General features: G+C 61.9%; 18 protein-coding genes and 2 pseudogenes. 10 read left to right on the top strand and 10 right to left on the bottom strand.

Annotation, left to right across the window (positions count from 1 at the left end; all coding sequences use genetic code 11):
- Positions 1 to 41: 41 nt before the first annotated feature.
- Together ubiM and BN2476_RS26145 are read right to left on the bottom strand one after the other, a co-directional pair.
- Positions 42 to 1,238 carry a 5-demethoxyubiquinol-8 5-hydroxylase UbiM gene (ubiM, locus tag BN2476_RS26150; RefSeq protein ID WP_087737051.1) on the bottom strand — a complete coding sequence of 399 codons (1,197 nt, stop codon included), beginning with the start codon at positions 1,236 to 1,238 and terminating at the stop codon, positions 42 to 44.
- A 56-nt stretch (positions 1,239 to 1,294) separates the two neighbouring features.
- Positions 1,295 to 1,717: a hemerythrin domain-containing protein gene (locus tag BN2476_RS26145; RefSeq protein ID WP_087737050.1), complete on the bottom strand. Its 423-nt coding sequence runs from the start codon at positions 1,715 to 1,717 to the stop codon at positions 1,295 to 1,297.
- Positions 1,718 to 2,409: 692 nt separating this feature from the next.
- Here BN2476_RS26145 and BN2476_RS26140 point away from each other — a divergent pair.
- Both BN2476_RS26140 and BN2476_RS26135 read left to right on the top strand, forming a co-directional pair.
- Complete coding sequence (locus BN2476_RS26140) at positions 2,410 to 3,849, top strand: sialidase family protein (RefSeq protein ID WP_087737049.1); 1,440 nt, start codon at positions 2,410 to 2,412, stop codon at positions 3,847 to 3,849.
- A gap of 188 nt (positions 3,850 to 4,037) precedes the next feature.
- A complete protein-coding gene (locus tag BN2476_RS26135; RefSeq protein WP_087737048.1) occupies positions 4,038 to 4,826 on the top strand; it encodes a phosphate/phosphite/phosphonate ABC transporter substrate-binding protein in 789 nt (262 codons plus the stop codon).
- Between the two features lie 26 nt (positions 4,827 to 4,852).
- Here the strand turns inward: BN2476_RS26135 and BN2476_RS26130 are convergent, their stop codons facing one another.
- The 4 genes from BN2476_RS26130 to BN2476_RS26115 form a co-directional block, all read right to left on the bottom strand.
- Entirely contained in the window at positions 4,853 to 6,865 is a 2,013-nt protein-coding gene (locus BN2476_RS26130) for an acetyl/propionyl/methylcrotonyl-CoA carboxylase subunit alpha (protein ID WP_087737047.1), read from the bottom strand.
- A 67-nt stretch (positions 6,866 to 6,932) separates the two neighbouring features.
- Positions 6,933 to 7,718, bottom strand: a complete 786-nt coding sequence (locus BN2476_RS26125; RefSeq protein WP_087737090.1) for an enoyl-CoA hydratase/isomerase family protein — start codon at positions 7,716 to 7,718, stop codon at positions 6,933 to 6,935.
- Positions 7,719 to 7,747: 29 nt separating this feature from the next.
- Positions 7,748 to 9,355: a carboxyl transferase domain-containing protein gene (locus tag BN2476_RS26120; protein WP_087737046.1), complete on the bottom strand. Its 1,608-nt coding sequence runs from the start codon at positions 9,353 to 9,355 to the stop codon at positions 7,748 to 7,750.
- Between the two features lie 30 nt (positions 9,356 to 9,385).
- A complete protein-coding gene (locus BN2476_RS26115) occupies positions 9,386 to 10,567 on the bottom strand; it encodes an isovaleryl-CoA dehydrogenase (RefSeq protein WP_087737045.1) in 1,182 nt (393 codons plus the stop codon).
- A 309-nt stretch (positions 10,568 to 10,876) separates the two neighbouring features.
- Here BN2476_RS26115 and BN2476_RS26110 point away from each other — a divergent pair, with 309 nt between their 5' ends.
- From BN2476_RS26110 to BN2476_RS26105, 3 genes and pseudogenes are all read left to right on the top strand, one after another.
- Entirely contained in the window at positions 10,877 to 11,653 is a 777-nt protein-coding gene (locus tag BN2476_RS26110) for a TetR/AcrR family transcriptional regulator (protein WP_087737044.1), read from the top strand.
- 74 nt (positions 11,654 to 11,727) lie between these two features.
- Entirely contained in the window at positions 11,728 to 11,898 is a 171-nt protein-coding gene (locus BN2476_RS47275) for a hypothetical protein (protein ID WP_162849265.1), read from the top strand.
- A 104-nt stretch (positions 11,899 to 12,002) separates the two neighbouring features.
- A pseudogene (locus BN2476_RS26105) lies at positions 12,003 to 12,402 on the top strand (PRC-barrel domain-containing protein).
- Between the two features lie 117 nt (positions 12,403 to 12,519).
- On the opposite strand, the gene BN2476_RS26100 reads toward BN2476_RS26105, so the two are convergent.
- On the bottom strand, positions 12,520 to 13,086 hold the full coding sequence (locus BN2476_RS26100; protein ID WP_087737089.1) for a glycine zipper family protein: 567 nt from the start codon (positions 13,084 to 13,086) through the stop codon (positions 12,520 to 12,522).
- A gap of 207 nt (positions 13,087 to 13,293) precedes the next feature.
- Between BN2476_RS26100 and BN2476_RS26095 the strand changes: the two genes are divergently transcribed.
- A complete protein-coding gene (locus tag BN2476_RS26095) occupies positions 13,294 to 13,827 on the top strand; it encodes a MarR family winged helix-turn-helix transcriptional regulator (protein WP_087737043.1) in 534 nt (177 codons plus the stop codon).
- A gap of 57 nt (positions 13,828 to 13,884) precedes the next feature.
- Here BN2476_RS26095 and BN2476_RS26090 read toward each other — a convergent pair whose 3' ends face one another.
- The 3 genes and pseudogenes from BN2476_RS26090 to BN2476_RS45710 form a co-directional block, all read right to left on the bottom strand.
- Positions 13,885 to 15,378 carry an aldehyde dehydrogenase gene (locus BN2476_RS26090; RefSeq protein ID WP_087737042.1) on the bottom strand — a complete coding sequence of 498 codons (1,494 nt, stop codon included), beginning with the start codon at positions 15,376 to 15,378 and terminating at the stop codon, positions 13,885 to 13,887.
- A 52-nt stretch (positions 15,379 to 15,430) separates the two neighbouring features.
- Positions 15,431 to 15,581, bottom strand: a pseudogene (locus BN2476_RS49970) (XRE family transcriptional regulator); the annotation flags it as partial.
- 196 nt (positions 15,582 to 15,777) lie between these two features.
- Entirely contained in the window at positions 15,778 to 15,966 is a 189-nt protein-coding gene (locus BN2476_RS45710; protein ID WP_143811045.1) for a hypothetical protein, read from the bottom strand.
- Between the two features lie 19 nt (positions 15,967 to 15,985).
- Between BN2476_RS45710 and BN2476_RS48440 the strand changes: the two genes are divergently transcribed.
- The 4 genes from BN2476_RS48440 (at position 15,986) to BN2476_RS26060 (ending at position 20,166) form a co-directional block, all read left to right on the top strand.
- Positions 15,986 to 16,192 carry a hypothetical protein gene (locus tag BN2476_RS48440; protein ID WP_087737040.1) on the top strand — a complete coding sequence of 69 codons (207 nt, stop codon included), beginning with the start codon at positions 15,986 to 15,988 and terminating at the stop codon, positions 16,190 to 16,192.
- A gap of 324 nt (positions 16,193 to 16,516) precedes the next feature.
- Positions 16,517 to 17,299 (top strand): gamma-glutamyl-gamma-aminobutyrate hydrolase family protein, encoded by a 783-nt coding sequence (locus tag BN2476_RS26070; RefSeq protein WP_087737038.1) that lies wholly within the window; start codon positions 16,517 to 16,519, stop codon positions 17,297 to 17,299.
- Positions 17,300 to 17,334: 35 nt separating this feature from the next.
- Positions 17,335 to 18,669, top strand: coding sequence for a glutamine synthetase family protein (locus BN2476_RS26065; RefSeq protein WP_087737088.1), 1,335 nt, complete (start codon positions 17,335 to 17,337; stop codon positions 18,667 to 18,669).
- A 60-nt stretch (positions 18,670 to 18,729) separates the two neighbouring features.
- A complete protein-coding gene (locus BN2476_RS26060) occupies positions 18,730 to 20,166 on the top strand; it encodes an aspartate aminotransferase family protein (protein WP_087737037.1) in 1,437 nt (478 codons plus the stop codon).
- Positions 20,167 to 20,296 lie beyond the last annotated feature (130 nt).

The raw sequence follows: 20,296 nt of genomic DNA, 5'->3' as shown, positions 1-20,296 counted from the left end.
GGCACTGGCGCCGAGCGGGACCCGCCGCCCCAATGACATGCCTAGCCGGTCAACGACGCCGCGATAGCTTTTCTGAAAGGCATCGAGAACGAAGCCGCACGCAGCATGATGTTTCGCGCCAACTTCGCTGGGACGCTACTGTTCGTATAGATGTCGGTGACAAGCCGCGTGGCGAGATAGAGCGGCCTGGTCGCGCGGCGATGGCTATCGCCGTAACGACTCAAGACGGACTCCGCGCCCACATCGACGCCGTTCCTATGCGCAGCGACGATTCCTTTGCACAACGTCTCGACACTCGCCAGTCCGAAGTTGAATCCATGCGCGGTCACGGGGTGCATGCCTACGGCAGCGTCACCCACTGCCGCGAAGCGCTTCCCGACAAATCGCTCGGGGTAAACGGAGACCAACGGGTAAAGATGGCGAGTGCTCGCCAATTTCATCACGCCCAGCCGCCGCGCGAATCTTTGTTCCAGGTTGGCGCTGAATTCGCCCGGATCAAGGGAGGCAAGTCCGGTCGCCTCGCACGCGGGCAGCGTGAGCACCACCGAAGACTGGTGCGCATTCGTCGATCGATCCGGATTCATCGGAAGCAGCGCGAGCGTCTGTCCATATCCGAACCATTCCCACGCCGTGTACTGATGGGGCTGCTCGTGTGTCATTCGGCACACAAGCATCGATTTGCCGAAATCGCGCATATCGGCTGGAATTCCCATCATCTTGCGCGTCGCCGAGAAGCGGCTATCGGCTGCGATGATCAGCCTGGCCGAGAGAGTCTTTCCGCTCTCCAGCGTCACACTGGCAGAGACGTCATCGCTCTTGACGCTGCTCACCTTCTCCGCCGCGAGCAGCGTGACGTCATGGTTCTCGACGATACTGCGATGTACCGCGTCATAAGCGGCCTTGCGGATCAGGTAGTTGGAAACCAGCCAGCCCAGTTCCGTGTGGCCGGCCAGTTCGTGCCCGATCTCCAGTGCGGACAGGGATGCGCCATTGAATACCTTCGCGCGGCGCAGCGGAGAACGCGCGTCTGGGTCGATCAGATCCCAGAGACCCAGTTGCTGCATGAATCGAACTGACTTTTGAGTCAGCGCGATCTCACGGCCATCGAATTTCGGGTCGCTGATTTCATTCAAGGGCTGCTGCTCGATCAATGTGATCCGCAGGCCGAGGCCGCTGAGTGCGCGAGCGAGGCATAGCCCCACAGGGCCGGCACCCACGATAACGATGTCGTTTGCCATGTAAGCGAATTACTGGTCTGAAGTTGCGTGAATGAGGCGAGTGGCTCGTGTATCGTTCACGCGGCTTGAGGAACGCCGTGTTCCTGCATGTAGGCAACCATCATCGCGTCCATCGTTTTCACGTGATGTGCGAACCACACGCGCAACTCGCTCAACAGTCGGCGCCCCAGGTCAAAGCGGCCGTTGTCCGCCATTTCTCCGCGCACCATATCGACCACATGCAGCACATGACGATGCTGGCCCGCATGGCAATGACGCGGACCGAAGTCCATCGCATCCATCCACGCTTCTTCCTGCGAGAAGTGTTCCCTGGTGTGAGCAATCCAGTCGTCGAGCGAGGCGATGAGCGATTCGTCAGTGGCCAGGTCCGCGAGGTCGAGCAGGCGAATAAACTCGCTATGCGTTGCATCGGTTATAGGTTCTCCCAGTTGCAGATCGGGAGGAAGCATTGGCGTGCATTGCATTGCGGATGTCGACATGGCGGGAACTCAAAGCAGAAGCAGCTGGTACGGCTTTCTCAGGAAGCAAAGCAAGATAGCAAAGTGCTGCAGTTCTTCCGCTGATCTCGATCAAGCGTCACATCATTGACGAAATTGAAAATCCGGCCGGATATCGGCATTGGCAATGGCGCGGATTCAGTAGCAATCGTTGTTCCTGCGCCGCTTCTGTTTGCGAAGCCCGAGCGTTGATTCGTTCAATGGGCAATCGAAGGGAGTAGATCGCGCAAATCACACACGTCGAAAAGCATTCACTCTTAATCGCGTGAGAACCACTCGCAATTTGAGAACATTTAAAGCCCTTTCTTGAACGACTTCGAACGTCGCGTCATCGTGCATGTACTCCCAGAACTGCGCATTTCGCTGGATGGCGTACTGATGTTGTGAAGCGCCCGGGCAAATACCTCTCGCCGTCACAAAATATTCTTGCTACGAATGCCGCCGCGACCTAAAGTCCATTGCATTCCGCCGATTATTATCAGCTGTTAAACGGCGGGCCAGCGTAGTACCGCCTGACGACAAGAGCAGACCTGAACGTTGTGATAGAGCCGTAACCGACGCGGTGTCGGTGTTCACCGCTGGTGGCATGCAGCAGCCGGACCGGTAGCGCATGTGCAGCCTCGGAAGCTACTGTCGCGCCTGTTGCAGACCGCAAATGAAAAAGAGAGGCTTTCATGCGTCGCAACATATCCAATGTACTTCTGCCAGGGACAACACTCGTTCTCGCGTTGGCCGCGAGTTCAACGAGCCTGGCTTCCCCCGTTCTCGTTTCCGCTACACCCAGCCCGTTCGCGAACTGCACCATCGGCGGACCCGGTACGAACTTCGTGAACGCCGAGGTCGAACCGTGGCTGGCCGTCAATCCCGCCAATCAGTCGAACCTAATCGGCGTATGGCAACAGGACCGCTGGTCCAATGGCGGAGCACACGGTCTCGTCGCCGGCTACTCTTTCGATGGCGGCCAGACATGGAAACAGACCAACCTTCCGTTCAGCGCGTGCGCAAACGGGCTCGGGTACGAACGTGCGTCGGACCCGTGGGTGTCGATCGGACCGGACGGCACCGCCTATTCGGTATCCATTTCCTTCAACCAGTCCAATAACAACAATGCGGTGGCCGCGGCAGTGTCAACGGATGGCGGCATCACCTGGGGAAACCTGAGCGTGCTCATCGCCAACAATGAACCGACGGTGCAGTTCTTCAACGACAAGGAGTCCGTCACCGCCAACCCGATCAAAGCCGGTGTTGCATACGCGGTGTGGGACCGGCTCGAGTTGCCGAATGGCAATCCGTACGCCAATCTGCACACGGCCGCTTTTCGTGGGCCGGCTTACTTCTCGAAGACTGTGGACGGAGGCAAGACATGGAGTTCGCCTTCCGTCATCGTGAAGGTTCCGTCGCGGCAACAGACTATCGGCAACCAGATCGTGGTCAATTCGCGGACAGGGACTCTCTATGACTTTTTCAATCTGATCACGCCGCCCTTCAGCGTAACGGCCAACAAGGTCGCGTTCATCAAATCGACGGACGATGGCGCAACCTGGACGAAGCCGCAGATCATCGCCGACTTGAGAACCGTCGGTGTCACAGACCCGAACACGACTGAGCCTTTGCGTACCGGCGACATCATTCCCGAGCCCGCAATCGATCCGACGACGGGCCAGCTTTATGTTGTCTGGCAGGACTCGCGCTTCAATGGCGGTCAGTTCGACGAGATCGCGCTGTCCACTTCCACTGACGGCGGGAAAACATGGAGCAGTCCGATCCGCGTCAACACGCCGACGGGGCGCGCCGCTTTCAATCCGTCCATTCGCGTCAACTCCGCCGGGACGGTCGCCGTCACCTACTACGATCTTCGCGACCTGCAGGCCGGAAACATGACGACATTGCCCACCAACATCTGGCGCACCACGTCGACCAATGGCGGACAGAGCTTCGGCGGCGAAGTAAACGTGGCCGGTCCATTCGATATGAGAACGGCACCGAACGCGGAGGGCTTTTTCGTGGGCGACTACCAGGGTCTCGACGTCCGGGGGACGAGCTTCGTGCCGTTCTTCGTGCAAACGAACTCGGGCAATACCACTAACCGCACCGATGTATTCGCTGCGCCGTAATTCGCGGAGTTGTATCTGAACGCGGGCCTGGGGCATCCGCGAAACAGCGCGTGCGCGGCGCGGCGATGGTCGATACCGTCGCTGCGCCGTCGACAGCATCGAGCGTTCGGTTACGTAACAGCGGCATTTCATCCCGGCATCAGTGCAGTGGCCACATCACCGGCGAATCCGCGTTTAGAATCGCAGGCATGAACGCGATCGCCGCCCTGCCGATGTACAACGTGTCGCCCGCACTCGCGGCCGATTGGCATGCGCTGCTCGCAGACGTGCTCAAGCATGTCGAACCGATGGCACAGATCGTCGAGCCGAACGATCTGGATGCGTTCTGGCGTCAGCCCGGCCTGCTGATTTCGCAGACATGCGGCTATCCCTTCGTGCTCGGCCTGCACGAATACGTGCAATTGATCGCGACGCCGCACTTCGACGCGCCGGGCTGCGAAGGCGCGACGTATTCGAGTATGCTCGTCACTCGCGCCGGCACGCGATTCGATTCTCTCGATGCATGTCGCGGCGCGCGCGCCGCTTATAACGCCACCGATTCGAACAGCGGCTACAACGCGTTGCGGCATGCGGTTGCACCGCTGGCCCACGACGGCCGCTTCTTCGGCGCGGCATTGGAGACGGGTTCGCATCTCGGCTCGCTTCGCGCGCTTGCCGACAACCGCGCGGACACCGCCGCGATCGATTGCGTGACGATGGCCTTCGTGCGCGACGCTTATCCGCAGCTCGCAAGTGCCGTGAAGGAAATTGGCTACGCGGGCGCGTCACCGGGCTTGCCGTTGATCGCCTCGAAGAACATATCGATCGAACAGATCGACGCCTTGCGCGTTGCGCTCGATCACGCCATCGCGACACAGCCCGCGCGTGCGCGACGCCTGCGGCTCAAAGGCTTTTCAGTGTTGCCGCACGAAGCGTACGACTGCATCGCGCAAATGGAAAACGAGGCGCGCGTAGCGAACTACGCGCGCCTCGCATGACATCACGCTTCCGCATTATCTGTGCGTTATTCGACGTCGAGCACCAGCAACTGCGCACCGTCGGCGACCTGATCGCCGACGCCGTACAGCACCTCCGCCACCTTGCCCGCCGCGGGCGCGCCGATCGTGTGCTCCATCTTCATCGCTTCCATCACGAGCAGCGGCTGCCCCTTCTCGACGACAGCGCCCTGCTCGACCAGCACCGCGATCACCTTGCCGGGCATCGGCGCGGTGAGCCGTCCTTCGCCGTGCTCGGCATCGGCTGCATGCGCCAGCAGGTTCTGCCATTCGAACGCCAGCGCTTCGCCGCGGCAAAACACATGGAACGTATCGCCGTCGATAAACACGCGGCCCGTCACGTGCGCATCGCCGATCGTCGCGCCGCATTCATGCTTGCCCGCACCCGTCCACCACTTGAACGGCTCGGTCTTGCCATTGTGCGTGAGCGTCCGCGACTCGCCATCGCGCGAGAAAAGCACCGTAAATGCAGACTCTTTCTCGACATCGCGCCAGTTGAGCGTCTGCGTATAGCCGCTGTTCAGGCGCCAGTGCGACAGCGCATCCCACGGCGAAGCGCCGTGCGCGACCCCGCCTTCGCGCGTTATCAGCGCGCCGCAAGCGAGCGCCAGCGCTTCGCGGAACGGCTTCGCGACAGGCGCGAAAAGCGCATCGTGATGACGCTCGATCAAACCCGTATCGAGATCGCCCGTCGAAAACGGCACGCTCGTCACGATACGTTGCAGAAACTCGACGTTCGTATGCGGCCCGACCACTTCGCAGTCGCGCAACGCATGGCTCATGCGCTTCAACGCTTCGTCGCGGCTCGCGCCATGCACGATCAGCTTCGCGATCATCGGATCGTAGAACGGCGTGATCGTATCGCCTTCGCGCACGCCGCTGTCGATACGCACGGGCGCGCGTTCGCCGCCAATGCCCAATGAGAACTCGACGCCTTCCGGCATGCGCAGATGCTTCAACGTGCCCGTCGACGGCAGGAAGCCGCGCGCCGGATGCTCCGCGTAAATACGCGCTTCGATCGCATGGCCTTCGATCTTCAACTGGTCCTGTTCGAGCGGCAGCGGTTCGCCCGCCGCGACACGCAATTGCCACTCGACGAGATCCTGGCCCGTGACCATCTCCGTGACGGGATGCTCAACCTGAAGACGCGTGTTCATCTCCATGAAGTAGAAGTCGCCGCCCGCCGTCATGATGAACTCGACCGTACCCGCGCCGACGTAGTTCACCGCGCGCGCCGCCGCGACGGCCGCCTCGCCCATCGCGCGCCGCACGTGCGGCTGCAGGGCCGGCGCGGGCGCTTCTTCGAGCACCTTCTGATGACGGCGCTGCACCGAGCAGTCGCGATCGAACAGATACACGGCGCCGCCGTGCTTGTCCGCGAACACCTGCACTTCGACGTGCCGCGGCCGCGTCAGATACTTTTCGATCAGCACGCGGTCGTTGCCGAAGCTGCTGGCCGCTTCGCGCTTGCACGACGCGAGCGCGGCCGCGAAATCTTCCGTGCGCTCGACGACGCGCATGCCCTTGCCGCCGCCGCCCGCGCTCGCCTTCAGCAACACCGGATAGCCGATCTCGTCGGCCTGGCGATGCAGCAGATCGGCGTTCTGATCGTCGCCGTGATAGCCCGGCACGAGCGGCACAGCGGCCGAATGCATCAGCGCCTTCGCGGCTGCTTTCGAACCCATCGCGGCAATCGCTTCGACGGGCGGCCCGATGAACTCGATGCCCGCCTTCTCGCACGCGTGCGCGAAGTCCTCGTTCTCCGACAAGAAGCCGTAGCCGGGATGCACAGCCTGTGCGCCCGTCGCAAGCGCCGCTTCGATGATGCGTTCGACGCGCAGATAACTCTCCGCCGCCGTCGATCCGCCGATGTGCACGGCTTCGTCGCACGCGGCGACGTGCTTTGCGTTCGCGTCGGCGTCGGAATAGACCGCGACGCTCGTGATGCCGAGCCGCTTGCAGGTCGCGGCGACGCGGCAGGCAATTTCGCCCCGGTTCGCTATCAGGATCTTGTTGAACATGAGGTGTCTCGATGGGGTGTTGTTCTGTGTGCGCGTGTCTTCGCGTTCGGCCTCATATGCCGCGCGATCACGCGGGCCACGAAGGCGAACGCTTTTCGAGGAACGACGCGACGCCTTCGCGTCCTTCGGCGCTCGCGCGAATCTGCGCGATGCGCGCAGCCGTATCTTCGATCAACGCCGCGTTCAGTTCCTGGCCCGCGATGTCCTGCACGAGTTGCTTGCACGCCTTGACGGCATGCGGGCCATTCGCGCACAGCGTCGCTGCGATCTGCTGCAGGGTTTCGTCGAGCTTGTCCGCGCTCACGCATTCGCTGACGAGGCCAAGGCGATATGCCGTTGCGCAGTCGAACTGCTCGGCTGACGTGAAGTAGCGGCGCGATGCCTGTTCGCCGAGCGCGCGGATCACATACGGCGCGATCGTCGCGGGAATCAGGCCGAGGCGCGCTTCGGAGAGGCAGAACTTCGCGGTATCGACGGCCACGACGATATCGCACGCCGAAATCAGGCCCATGCCGCCCGCGTACGCATCGCCGTTCACGCGCGCGATCACCGGCTTGTTGCAACGGTAGATCGACGCGAGCATGTCGGCAAGACGCATCGCGTCGGCGCGGTTCTCGTCGTCCGAGTAAGCGGCCATCTTCTTCATCCAGTTCAGGTCCGCGCCCGCGCAGAACGCCTTGCCGTTCGCGGCGAGCACGACGGCGCGCACGTCGTCGCGCTCGTTCATCGCGCGAAAGACCGAAGTGATCTCCGCGATCATCGCTTCGTTGAACGCGTTGCGCACGTCGGGGCGATCGAGCGTGACGGTGGCGATCGCGTTGTCGAACGCGACGGTCAGGTTTTCGTATTGCATGATCGAGGCTCCTTGCTCGCTATGCCGCGTCACATGCGGAACACGCCGAAGCGCGTGTCTTCGATCGGCGCGTTCATCGCCGCCGACAGCCCGAGGCCCAGCACGTCGCGCGTCTGCGCCGGATCGATCACGCCGTCGTCCCACAAGCGGGCGCTCGCGTAATACGGATGGCCCTGATGCTCGTACTGCTCGCGGATCGGCTGCTTGAACGCCTCTTCCTGCTCGGCCGTCCACGTGCCGCCCTTCGCTTCGATGCCGTCACGCTTGACGGTCGCGAGCACCGATGCCGCCTGCTCGCCGCCCATCACCGAGATGCGCGCATTCGGCCACATCCACAGAAAGCGCGGCGAATACGCGCGTCCGCACATGCCGTAGTTGCCCGCGCCGAACGAGCCGCCGATGATCACCGTGAACTTCGGCACCTTCGCCGTGGCCACGGCCGTCACCATCTTCGCGCCGTTGCGCGCGATGCCTTCGTTCTCGTACTTGCGGCCCACCATGAAGCCCGTGATGTTCTGCAGGAACACGAGCGGTATCTTGCGCTGGCAGCACAGCTCGATGAAGTGCGTGCCCTTCAATGCGGACTCGGAAAACAGAATACCGTTGTTCGCGACGATGCCGACCGGGTGCCCCCAGATATGCGCGAAGCCACAGACGAGCGTCGTGCCGTAACGCGCCTTGAACTCGTCGAACGCGGAATCGTCGACGATGCGCGCGATCACTTCGCGGATATCGAACGGCTTGCGCGTATCGACGGGAATCACGCCGTAGATGCTCTTCACGTCGTAGCGCGGCGGCTTCGGCTCCTGCATCGTGACGGGCACGTCCTTGCGGCGGTTCAGATTGCCGACGATGCTGCGCGCGATCGCCAGTGCATGCGCGTCATTTTGCGCGAGATGATCGGCGACGCCCGACAGTCGCGTATGCACGTCACCACCGCCGAGATCTTCCGCGCTGACCTCTTCGCCCGTCGCCGCCTTGACCAAAGGCGGGCCGCCCAGAAAGATCGTGCCTTGATTCTTGACGATGATCGACTCGTCGCTCATCGCGGGCACATAAGCGCCGCCCGCCGTGCACGAGCCCATCACGACGGCGATCTGCGGAATGCCTTGCGCCGACAGATTCGCCTGGTTGTAGAAGATGCGGCCGAAGTGATCGCGGTCGGGAAACACGTCGTCCTGGTTCGGCAGATTCGCGCCGCCCGAATCGACGAGATACACGCACGGCAAGCGGTTTTCCTGCGCGATTTCCTGTGCGCGCACGTGCTTCTTCACCGTGACAGGGTAGTAGGTGCCGCCCTTCACGGTCGCGTCGTTGCAGACGATCACGCACTCCTGGCCCGCAATGCGGCCAATGCCCGTGATGACACCCGCGCCCGGCGCATCGTCGTGATACATACCGAACGCCGCAAGCTGCGACAGTTCGAGAAACGGCGTGCCCGGATCGAGCAGTTGCGCGATGCGATCGCGCGGCAGCAGCTTGCCGCGCGACACATGCTTGTCGCGCGCGGCGGGGCCGCCGCCCAACGCGAGCTTGCTGATCTTCGCTTTCAGGTCTTCGACGAGTGCTTCGAGCGCGGCCGCGTTCGTGCGGAAATCGTCGGAGCGCGGATTCAACTTCGATTCGATGATCGGCATCGCGTTGTTCTCCTTTTCGATGCGCGTGCTTTACATCGTTTCCGCGAACAGTTCGCGGCCGATCAGCATGCGGCGGATTTCGCTCGTGCCCGCGCCGATTTCATAGAGCTTCGCATCGCGCCACAGACGGCCCACCGGGTACTCGTTGATGTAGCCATTGCCACCGAGAATCTGGATCGCTTCGCCCGCCATCCACGTGGCCTTTTCCGCCGTGTAGAGAATGACGCCCGCGCAGTCCTTGCGCACCTGGCGCACATGGCCCGAGCCGATCGTGTCGAGCTGGCGGCCGACCGCGTACAGATACGCGCGGCACGCCTGCAATGTGGTGTACAGATCGGCGACCTTGCCCTGGATCAGCTGGAATTCGCCGATCGACTGGCCGAACTGCTTGCGGTCGTGGATATACGGCACGACGGCGTCCATCACCGCCATCATGATGCCCGTCGGGCCGCCCGCGAGCACCGCGCGCTCGTAGTCGAGGCCGCTCATCAGCACCTTCACGCCGCCGTTCAGTTCGCCGAGGATGTTCTCTTCCGGCACTTCGACGTTCTCGAACACCAGCTCGCCTGTGTGCGAGCCGCGCATGCCGAGCTTGTCGAGTTTCTGCGCAACGGAAAAGCCCTTCATGCCTTTCTCGACGATGAACGCGGTGATGCCGCGCGGACCGGCTTCGATATCGGTCTTCGCATAGACGACGAGCGTGTCGCAATCCGGGCCGTTCGTGATCCACATCTTCGTGCCGTTCAGCACATAGCGGTCGCCCTTTTTCTCCGCGCGCAGCTTCATGCTGACGACATCGGAGCCCGCATTCGGCTCGCTCATCGCGAGCGCGCCGACGTGTTCGCCCGACACCAGCTTCGGCAGGTACTTCTGCTTCTGCGCCTCGCTGCCGTTGCGGTGGATCTGGTTCACGCACAGGTTCGAATGCGCGCCATACGAAAGACCCACCGATGCCGAGGCCCGCGAAATCTCTTCCATCGCGACCATGTGCGCCGTGTAGCCCATGTTCGCACCGCCGTACTCTTCAGAGACGGTCATGCCCAGCACGCCCAGGTCGCCGAACTTCTTCCACAGGTCCATCGGGAACTGATCGGTGCGGTCGATTTCGCCTGCGCGCGGCGCGATCTCCTTCGCCGCAAACGACGCGACGGTGTCGCGCAGCATCTCGATCTCTTCACCAAGCGGGAACTGCAAACCGGGCAGGTTACTCATTTGTGTGTCTCCAGGAGTTCATCGTGCGCGGACCACGCGCAGGGTACGCGCCGCGTCGCATCAAGCATTTTTTCTGAGCGAAGCTCAGCCAGTTCGTCGGCCCCGCGCCGCCGGTTTGACGGCCGATGAGTCCGGCACCACCGGCGCGCGACAGCATAGACCGCATTTCACTCCAGATTTACGTAAGCGTCAATCGGTATTTTTGAGTGTCACTCAAAACCGTTAGGCACGCGCCGAACCGCTAATTACCGTGGTAGTATCGGCCACAGCGGGGCTTTCCTGCCCCGAAATCTGAACTGGACTCATATAATGGGCGTAGCAAGGGCCGAAGTGCCGGGATCGCGCCGCCAGCCGGCGGGACGCAAATCGCAGCAGCGCGTGAAGGAAATTCTTCAGGCGGGCCGCGACGTGTTCTCCGAAAAGGGTTACGAGCGCGCGACCACGGCGGAAATCGCGCAACGGCTCGGCATTTCCGAGGCCACCGTGTTCAGCTACTTTCGCGGCAAACGCGAACTGTGCGCGCGCGTGATCGGCGACTGGTACGACGAGATCATCGAGGCCATCGAGTCGGGCTTGCCGCGCGACGGCAGCATCCGCCAGCAGTTCGCGTTCATCGTCCGCACGCATTTGCGGCTGATGCTGGTCAACGGGACCGGCTTGTGCGCGCTCGTGCTGTCCGAGGGGCGCACGCGCCAGCACGAGCTCAGCGAAGAACTGACGGGCCTGCAGAGGCGCTACACCGCGCCGCTGATGCGCGTGCTTTCTCAAGGCCAGCAAACCGGCCAGATCCGTTCGGACGTGCCGCTGCGCCTGTTGCGCTCGCTGGTGTTCGGCCCGATGGAGCATGTGTTGTGGGACGCGGCGCTCGGCAATCGCCGCACCGATATCGATGCGACGGCGGACCGCCTGATCGACGTGCTGTGGACAGCGCTGCAACCGCCCGATGCATCGCTCAGCGCGCTCGTCCAGTTCCGCCAGGAAGTGAGCGAAGCAGCGCGCCGGCTCGCGGAAGCCGAGGCCGCCCAAAAGCTGGCGAAACCACGCGAGACGGCGACCGTCGCCGCGAAAAACAGCGAGAACGCGTAGATCGCGCTCGCGCGGCCGGGAGCGTTACTTGCTGGCAACACCTATGCCAGCAATGAACCCAAGGAGGACCGGCCATGCCCACGAAGCCAGGCCAAGGCGGCGCCCCGATCCGCCACGATCAGTCCGACTTGCCCTCACCCGGGACTGTCGAGACCGACCTGCCCAACGTCGGTCCGCCGCAGGACCCCGACGCTCCGCCACTCGATCCCGACGTCAACCCAGATTACGAAGACGACAAGCCGTAGGTCGGGCGTCGTTCATCAAAAACATCGAACGAGAGCAATCATCGCGCAGGGATGAGAGCAGCGCGCGCCAATGGCGCCAACCATGGTCGACAGGGAGGACCATCGTGCAGCACGCATTCAATCGAACATGCCGGATCGGCCTCGCAAGCCTGCTGGCCGCGCTCGTCTCGACATCGGCGCTCGCGCAAGGCGCGCAGCAGTCGATCACCGGGCGCCACACCGAGGTCACGCAGACGGGCACCGGTTTTCGCATCGAAGCTCTCGGGCGCGACTGTCTATAACCGCGACAAGGACAAGATCGGCATCATCGACGATCTGGTCGTCTCGCCGTCCGATCACACTGCGTTCGCGATACTTTCAGTGGGCGGCTTTCTCGGGATGGGCAAGCACTATGTCGCCGTGCCGTTCAGCGATCTGCAGATCAACAGCAAGCAGGTCATGATGCCGGACGCGACGAAGTCGTCGCTGGAGGCGTTGCCCGAGTTCAAGTACGCGCCGGACTGACGGGCGTTCATCGCTTTCATCGCGCAGCAAGAAACTGCGCGGATATGTGCGCGCTGCACATGTCCAGACAAAAACGCGAGCGCCGTAACGACGCTCGCGTCTTTCGCTCACGCTCGATCAGTAGTAGGGGTACGGTGAGTACACGACACCCGGCGGGCCATAGTAGTAGTAAGGACGCGGCGCGTAATAGACAGGCGGCGCCGAGTAATACGCGGGCGCGGGCGGTTGCGCGATCGTATTGCCCTTCGCCACCATGCACTGCGCGTAGGCGGCGTCGTAGTGCGCCTGCAAACCGTACGCCGAATACGACGCGCTATTCGCACCCGTCGCGCCGCCGAGCAGCAAGCCACTGCCCGCGCCGATCGCCGCGCCCGCGCCCGCATTGCCCGCCGCCGCGCCGAACAGCGCGCCGACGGCTGCGCCCCCGAGCGTGCCGACGGCCGCACTATTCACGGAATTATGCGTCGCCGCCTGCGACGCGCCGTTCGCATCCGTGCTGCGGAACGCGTAGTCCCGGCACGCGTAATCGTCCTGCTGGAACTGCTCGAGCGGCTCGCCCTTGCGCGGCAGCGCGACCACGCTCGGCCCGCTGGGCGGCACAACGGCGCAACCGCCCAACGCGAGCATCGTCCCGACGACGAGCGCCGGCACGGCAAGCTTTCTCGTGATCTGTGTTCTGTTCATCTTCGTCGACACGCCAGTATGTAAATCCAGAGTCCAACATAAGAACAATAGTCGAAGCGACCCGTCGGTGAGTTACGAATCCGTTACTGGATATTTCCGCGCAATTCACTGAAAAACGCAAAAAAGGGTCAGCTGGATTCGCATTGAATCCGCGCGCCGATATGTGCATCATGCACATATGCACATTGCACACATCGAGGTGGCGTCATGGTTCAGCGCACGGCAAACCTGCTCGGCGTGCTCGCCGTTCTGGTGAACGACGATCTGAGCTCGCCATCCACGCTGCCTGCGCTCGCCGGACCGACGGCACGCGCGACGCTGAATGCGATCGGCCAGTATCCCGATTCGTCGATCGAAGTGCTGCGCGAAGCCGTCGCGCTTTCGCACCCCGCCGCCGTGCGCGCAGTCGCCGGGCTGGTCGACGCGGGCCTCGTCGAAAAAAAGGCGGGCAACGACAAGCGCTCGGTCGCGTTGGCTTTGACGCCTTCGGGGCGTCGCGAAGCCGGCCGATTGCGCACGGCGCGCGGACGCCTGCTGGAGCGCATCGTCGGACGGCTCGGCGACGATGAGCGCGCCGTCTTCGAAGACCTGCTGATCAAGATACTCTGGAACGAAACACGCGACGCATCGCACGCGATGCAACTCTGCCGCTTCTGCGACGACAAGCCGTGCCTGAAGGCCGACTGCCCTGTCGAGTGCCGCGAGCAAGGCATGCCGATGCCCCGGCGCAGCGCATCATGAGCGCGCCTGCGCCCGGCTCGACAGTTGTGCAGTGCGCCGGCGCGCCCAGTCCGTCACTCAACGCAGACGCACGAGCGTCGACTTCAACTCCGTATACTTTTCGAGCGCGTGCAGCGACTTGTCACGGCCGTTGCCCGATTGCCTGTAGCCGCCGAACGGGAAGTTCATGTCGCCGCCCTCGTCATAGCAGTTGACCCAGACGGTGCCCGCGCGCAAACGCCGTGCGACTTCATGCGCCGTCGTCAGGTTTGCGGTCCACACGGCTGCGGCGAGGCCGTAGTCGCTGTCGTTCGCGATCTTTACGGCTTCGTCGATCGAATCGAACGTAATTACCGACAGCACCGGCCCGAAGATCTCTTCGCGCGCGATCTTCGCGTCGTGTTGCGATACGTCGAAAACAGTCGGCTCGATATAGAAGCCGCCGCTTTCCTGCTGCACTCGCGAACCGCCGTGCAGCAGCTTCGCTTCGGCGCGCCCCGCTTCGATATAGCCGAGCACGCGATCCAGTTGAAGCTGATCGACGATCGCACCCATCGATGTTTTCGGATCGAGCGGATTGCCCGGTATATAACCGCGCGCTGCATCGACGAGCTTGTCGAGAAACACGTCCTTGATGTCGCGATGCACGAGCAGCCGTGAACCCGCCGTGCACATCTCGCCCATGTTGTAGAAGATCGCGCCCGCCGCCGTCTTTGCGGCGCGGTCGAGGTCCGGGCAATCGGGCAGCACGATGTTCGGCGATTTGCCGCCCAGTTCCAGCCATACGCGCTTCAGATTCGATTGCCCCGCGTATTGCATGATCAGCTTGCCGACATTCGTCGAGCCGGTGAACGCGAGGCAATCGACATCGCGATGCAACGCGAGCAGTTTGCCCGCCTCTCCACCGCCCGGCACCACGTTGAATACGCCAGCAGGAATGCCCGCTTCGAGCGCGAGTTGCGCGACGCGAATCGCCGATAACGGCGACTTCTCCGATGGCTTCAGCACGACGCTGTTGCCCGCCGCGAGCGCGGGTCCGAACTTCCACGAAGCCATCAGGATCGGGAAATTCCATGGCACGACGGCTGCGACGACACCCAGCGGCTCGCGTGTCACCAGTCCGACGAGATGATGATCCGCGGGCACCACTTCGCCGCCCACCTTGTCGATTGCTTCCGCAAACCACTCGACGCAATACGCGGCACCCGGCACATCGACGGAGGTCGTGTCGCCGATCGGCTTGCCTGCATCCAGCGTTTCGAGCAACGCAAGCTCGTCGAGATGTTCACGCATCAGCGCAGCCCAATTGAGCAGCTTCGCCTTACGCTGACGCGGATTGAGACCGGACCACACTCCTGCTTCGAACGCGCGCCGCGCGGCCCTTACGGCCGCATTCACGTCGGCTTCGCCGCAATCGGCGACCTGAGCGAGTACCGTTCCGTCGATGGGGCTCACACTGTCGAACGTACGCCCGCTCTCAGCCGGCCGATACTCGCCGTCGATAAACGCACGGCCTTCGATTGCAAGTGCCGTTGCATTTCCCTGCCAATAAGCCAATGTCGTCTTGTCCATCAGGATGCCTCAATGTCATACAAGTGACGCAAAGCGCCAGCCTTGCGAGTTCGCCGAGGTTCAGCATCTTTGCGCAGCGTGAGACGGCTGCGCACTTCGCTGAGATTTCAAATGTGAAGAATTCCGCAACGCTCATCGGAACACATGCGCACAGTTTCTTCAATGTGCCGACAGAAGGACTCACGGTTCTGTTCGATGAGCGAGAACTATGCGAGAACAGCGGTTCGAATAGCACACACGTGTATTGAATATACTAGTCACTTTAAATTGACTGCCGCCGGGGAAAACCCTGCAAAAAATCGAAGCTTCTCTATACCTGCCGCATTCAAATGCGGACTTGAATGCCAAAGATAGCTCAGGGTAAGCCCGCATAAATTAACGAAAAGACTTTTCCGGAAATTACGACTCGTATATGCTGACGACAGGTTGAGCTTCTTTCGTTCGGTAATCCAATGCGCTGAGCAATTCGAGCGGCGTCAAAGCGATAAAGAATGTATTTTGAATGACAACCCGGCGTCCCGTTTTCTTTTTATTGGCGCGTTTTTCAAGCGGGGCGTTCAATACTTCAACGTGCCAGTCGAGTGTCATCGTGAGAGTCCGTGGCCCTTTGGTAAGGTGGGATCGTAGTCAGTTCGCGAGGTGTCTTCGCGACGACAACGCCATCGCCGACGGCAGCAACGGCAGGCATGCGTTTCGCCGCTTTCTGTCCGTCTCCACGATCCTGTCGCGCCGTTCCGTCCGACGTCATAACTCCATTTCAGCGCGTGCCTTCATCGCGGTGCACACCGACGGTGTCGCATCGCTCTTGCCCTAGCGTCTTTCCCTCTTCCGCTGTCGGGCCCGCTCGTGGGTCAATGCTTCGCGCGCGTCAATGCGCTGCGTCTTCGCTCGCGCTCGTTCCTGCACCGTGCACGCACCCTTGCACGCCCGCAGTTGCTCGCTGCGGAGCAAACCGGACAGCTTATCTGATCGCAACGCGCGGCGCGGTTCGCTGACGACCGTGACAAACAAACACCCTTGAAGCGGCTTTGCATTGCGCACGGCCGCGAAATCGTGCCGCGCGCACGCAGCCACATACACAGTCGCATTTGGCAACGCGTGTCGCGTTAGCGAAGTCAATCAACGAATACGATTAGTCATGCAAACGAAGCCATTGGTCGGCATCAGCGCCGACAGAACGATGAGGGGCGTGCATCCGTCACATGTGGTCGGCGAGAAGTACATCGCAGCCGTGGTCGACGGCGCGCACGCGCTGGCAGTTTTGCTGCCCGCGCTAGGCGAACGCCAGACGCCCGAAGATGTGCTCGCGCACGTCGACGGCCTGCTGTTTACGGGCAGCTATTCGAACGTCGAGCCGCGTCGCTACGGCGGTCATGCGAGCGCGCCCGGCACGCTGCACGACCCCGCACGCGACGCGACGACGCTGCCGCTAATGCGCGCCGCCATTGACGCGGGCATCCCCGTTCTCGCGATTTGCCGTGGCTTTCAGGAAATGAATGTCGTATTCGGCGGGACGTTGCATCAAAGCGTTCACACGGTGGACGGCTACGACGACCATCGCGAGAACAAGGAAGACGACCTCGACGTGCAGTACGGGCCCTCGCATGCGCTGCATCTCGTGCAAGGCGGGCTGTTGCAGAAGCTCGCCGGCGGCGCAAGCGAAGCGCGCGTCAATTCATTGCACGGACAAGGCGTCGAGCGGCTCGGCAACGGCCTCACTGTCGAAGCCCACGCGCCGGACGGTTTGATCGAAGCGATCAGCGTCGCCAATGCGCGTGCTTTCGCGCTGGGTGTGCAATGGCATCCGGAATGGAAGCATGCGAACGACGCGCTATCGACAGCGATCTTCCGTGCGTTTGGCGCAGCGTGCCGCGAGCGGATGCGTATGAAGACGGGATCGGCTGCAAGCGCGCACGCCTGATCCCCGTCTCGAGCAACAAAACAGAGAGAACGATCATGCAAGACATTGATGAATTTCTGAAGAAGCATCACATCACCGAAATCGAAGCGATCATTCCCGACATGGCGGGCATTGCGCGCGGCAAGATCATTCCGCGCAGCAAGTTCGAATTGGGTGAATCGATGCGGCTGCCCCAGGCCGTGATGATCCAGACCGTGACGGGCGAGTATCCGGACGACGGCTCGCTCACGGGCGTCACCGATCCCGACATGGTGTGCGTGCCCGATCCTTCGACGATCCGCATCATTCCGTGGGCCGTCGATCCCACGGCGCAGGTGATTCACGACTGCGTGCATTTCGACGGCACGCCCGTCGCGATCTCGCCGCGTCGCGTACTGCGCCGCGTGCTCGATCTCTACAAGGCCAGAGGCTGGAAGCCCGTCGTCGCGCCGGAGCTGGAGTTCTATCTGGTCGACATGAACAAGGACCCCGACCTGCCTTTGCAGCCTCCCGTCGGGCGCACGGGGCGCGCCGAGACGGGACGCCAGGCTTATTCGATCGAAGCCGTGAACGAGTTCGATCCGCTTTTCGAAGACATCTACGAGTACTGCGACATTCAGGAACTGGAAGTCGACACGCTGATTCACGAAGTGGGTGCCGCGCAAATGGAGATCAACTTCCTGCATGGCGACCCGCTCAACCTCGCTGACCGCGTGTTTCTCTTCAAGCGCACCGTGCGCGAAGCGGCGCTGCGTCATCACATGTACGCCACTTTCATGGCGAAGCCGATGGAAGGCGAACCCGGCTCGGCGATGCACGTGCATCAAAGCATCGTCGATGAAGAGACGGGCCAGAACCTTTTCACCGGCAGCGACGGCAAGCCGACCGCGCTGTTCAACCAGTACCTCGCGGGACTGCAGAAGTACACGCCCGCGCTGATGCCGATCTTCGCGCCGTACATCAACTCGTATCGCCGGCTATCGCGCTTCATGGCCGCGCCGATCAACGTGCAATGGGGTTACGACAACCGCACGGTCGGATTCCGCATTCCGCATTCGAGTCCACAAGCACGCCGTATCGAGAATCGCATTCCGGGTGTCGACTGCAATCCGTATCTCGCGATTGCCGGCACGCTCGCCGCCGGCTATCTCGGCATCACACAGTGCCTGACGCCGACGGAACCGCTCACGAGCGACGGATATCAATTGCCGTATCAGTTGCCTCGCAATCTCGAAGAAGGGCTCACGCTGATGGCCGCATGCGAGCCGCTCGCCGAGATCATGGGCGAGCCTTTCGTCAGGGCGTATCTCGCGCTGAAGGAAACCGAATATGAGGCGTTTTTCCGCGTGATCAGTTCATGGGAACGCAAGCATTTGCTGCTGCACGTCTGAGCTTCGACTCTTTTAAGTACCCGGAATGCAACGTGCAAGCGCAAGACAACTGGAGGCAACATGAGCTACAGAACAGAAGAAATCACTTACGTGCAACCTGCTCAGCCGACTGCAAAGGCCAGCGCATCGCGACAGCAGCGCAGCACGGCGGAATACCGCGCGCTCGACGCCGCGCATCACATTCATCCGTTCTCGGATATGGGCGCATTGAATCGCGCAGGCAGCCGCGTGATCGTGAAGGCCGAAGGCGTCTATCTATGGGACTCGGACGGCAACAAGATCATCGACGGCATGGCGGGACTGTGGTGCGTGAACGTCGGCTATGGTCGCAAGGAACTCGCGGACGCGGCCTATCGGCAGTTGCTGGAACTGCCCTTCTACAACACGTTCTTCAAGACCACGCATCCTCCCGTGATCGAGTTGTCGGCGCTGCTCGCCGAACTGACGCCCGCGCCGTTCAATCACTTCTTCTATTGCAACAGCGGCTCGGAAGGCAACGACACGGTGCTGCGCATCGTCCACCAATACTGGGCGACGCAAGGCCAGAAGCAGAAGAAGTTCGTCATCTCGCGCAAGAACGGCTATCACGGCTCGACGATCGCGGGCGGCACGCTCGGCGGCATGGGCTATATGCATGAGCAGATGCCGTCGCAGGTCGAGCACATCGTGCATATCGACCAGCCATACTGGTTCGGCGAAGGTGGCGACATGACGCCGGAAGAATTCGGTTTCGAACGCGCACGACAACTCGAAACGAAAATTCTCGAACTGGGACGGGAGAGTGTCGCGGCATTTATCGGCGAGCCGTTCCAGGGAGCTGGCGGCGTCATATTCCCGCCATCGACGTATTGGCCTGAAATCCAGCGCATCTGCCGCAAGTACGACGTGCTGCTCGTCGCGGATGAAGTGATCGGCGGCTTTGGCCGGACGGGCGAATGGTTCGCGCATCTGCATTTCGGCTTCGAGCCCGATCTGATCACGATGGCCAAGGGCTTGACGAGCGGTTATGTGCCGATGGGCGCTGTCGGCCTGCATGATCGCATCGCCAAGGCGATCATCGAGAACGGCGAATTCAATCACGGCCTCACGTATTCGGGGCATCCCGTGGCCGCTGCCGTTGCCGTCGCGAATCTGAAACTGCTGCGCGACGAAAAGATTGTCGAGCGAGTGAAGTACGAAACGGGTCCGTACTTTCAAAAGTCGCTGCGCGAGACATTCGCGAATCACCCCATCGTCGGCGAAGTGGCGGGCGTGGGTCTCGTCGCGGGCATTCAACTCGCGCAGAACCCGAAGACCAGGAAGCGCTTCGAAAACGGCGGCGACGTCGGCATGATCTGCCGCGACTTCTGCTTCAACGGCAATCTGATCATGCGCGCAACGGGCGACCGCATGCTGCTCTCGCCGCCACTCGTCATCACGAAGAGCGAGATCGACGAGCTCGTATCGAAGGCGAAAAAAGCCATCGACGCAACCGCCCGTCAATTGGCGCTTTCGTAACGGTACTCAGCCCACGCGCCGGCAACGCGCTTCACACATGACAGGAAGGGGGCGATAGGGGCAGAATGTGCTCCTTGCCTTCAACACGATGTTCGGCCCGTGCATGCCCGAGCAAACGGATTGAAGGCTT

It is taken from the genome of Paraburkholderia piptadeniae (assembly GCF_900007165.1).
Taxonomy (GTDB): domain Bacteria; phylum Pseudomonadota; class Gammaproteobacteria; order Burkholderiales; family Burkholderiaceae; genus Paraburkholderia; species Paraburkholderia piptadeniae.
The sequence above is the reverse complement of the archived record's forward strand: the minus strand, read 5'-3'. Positions and strand labels throughout refer to the sequence as shown.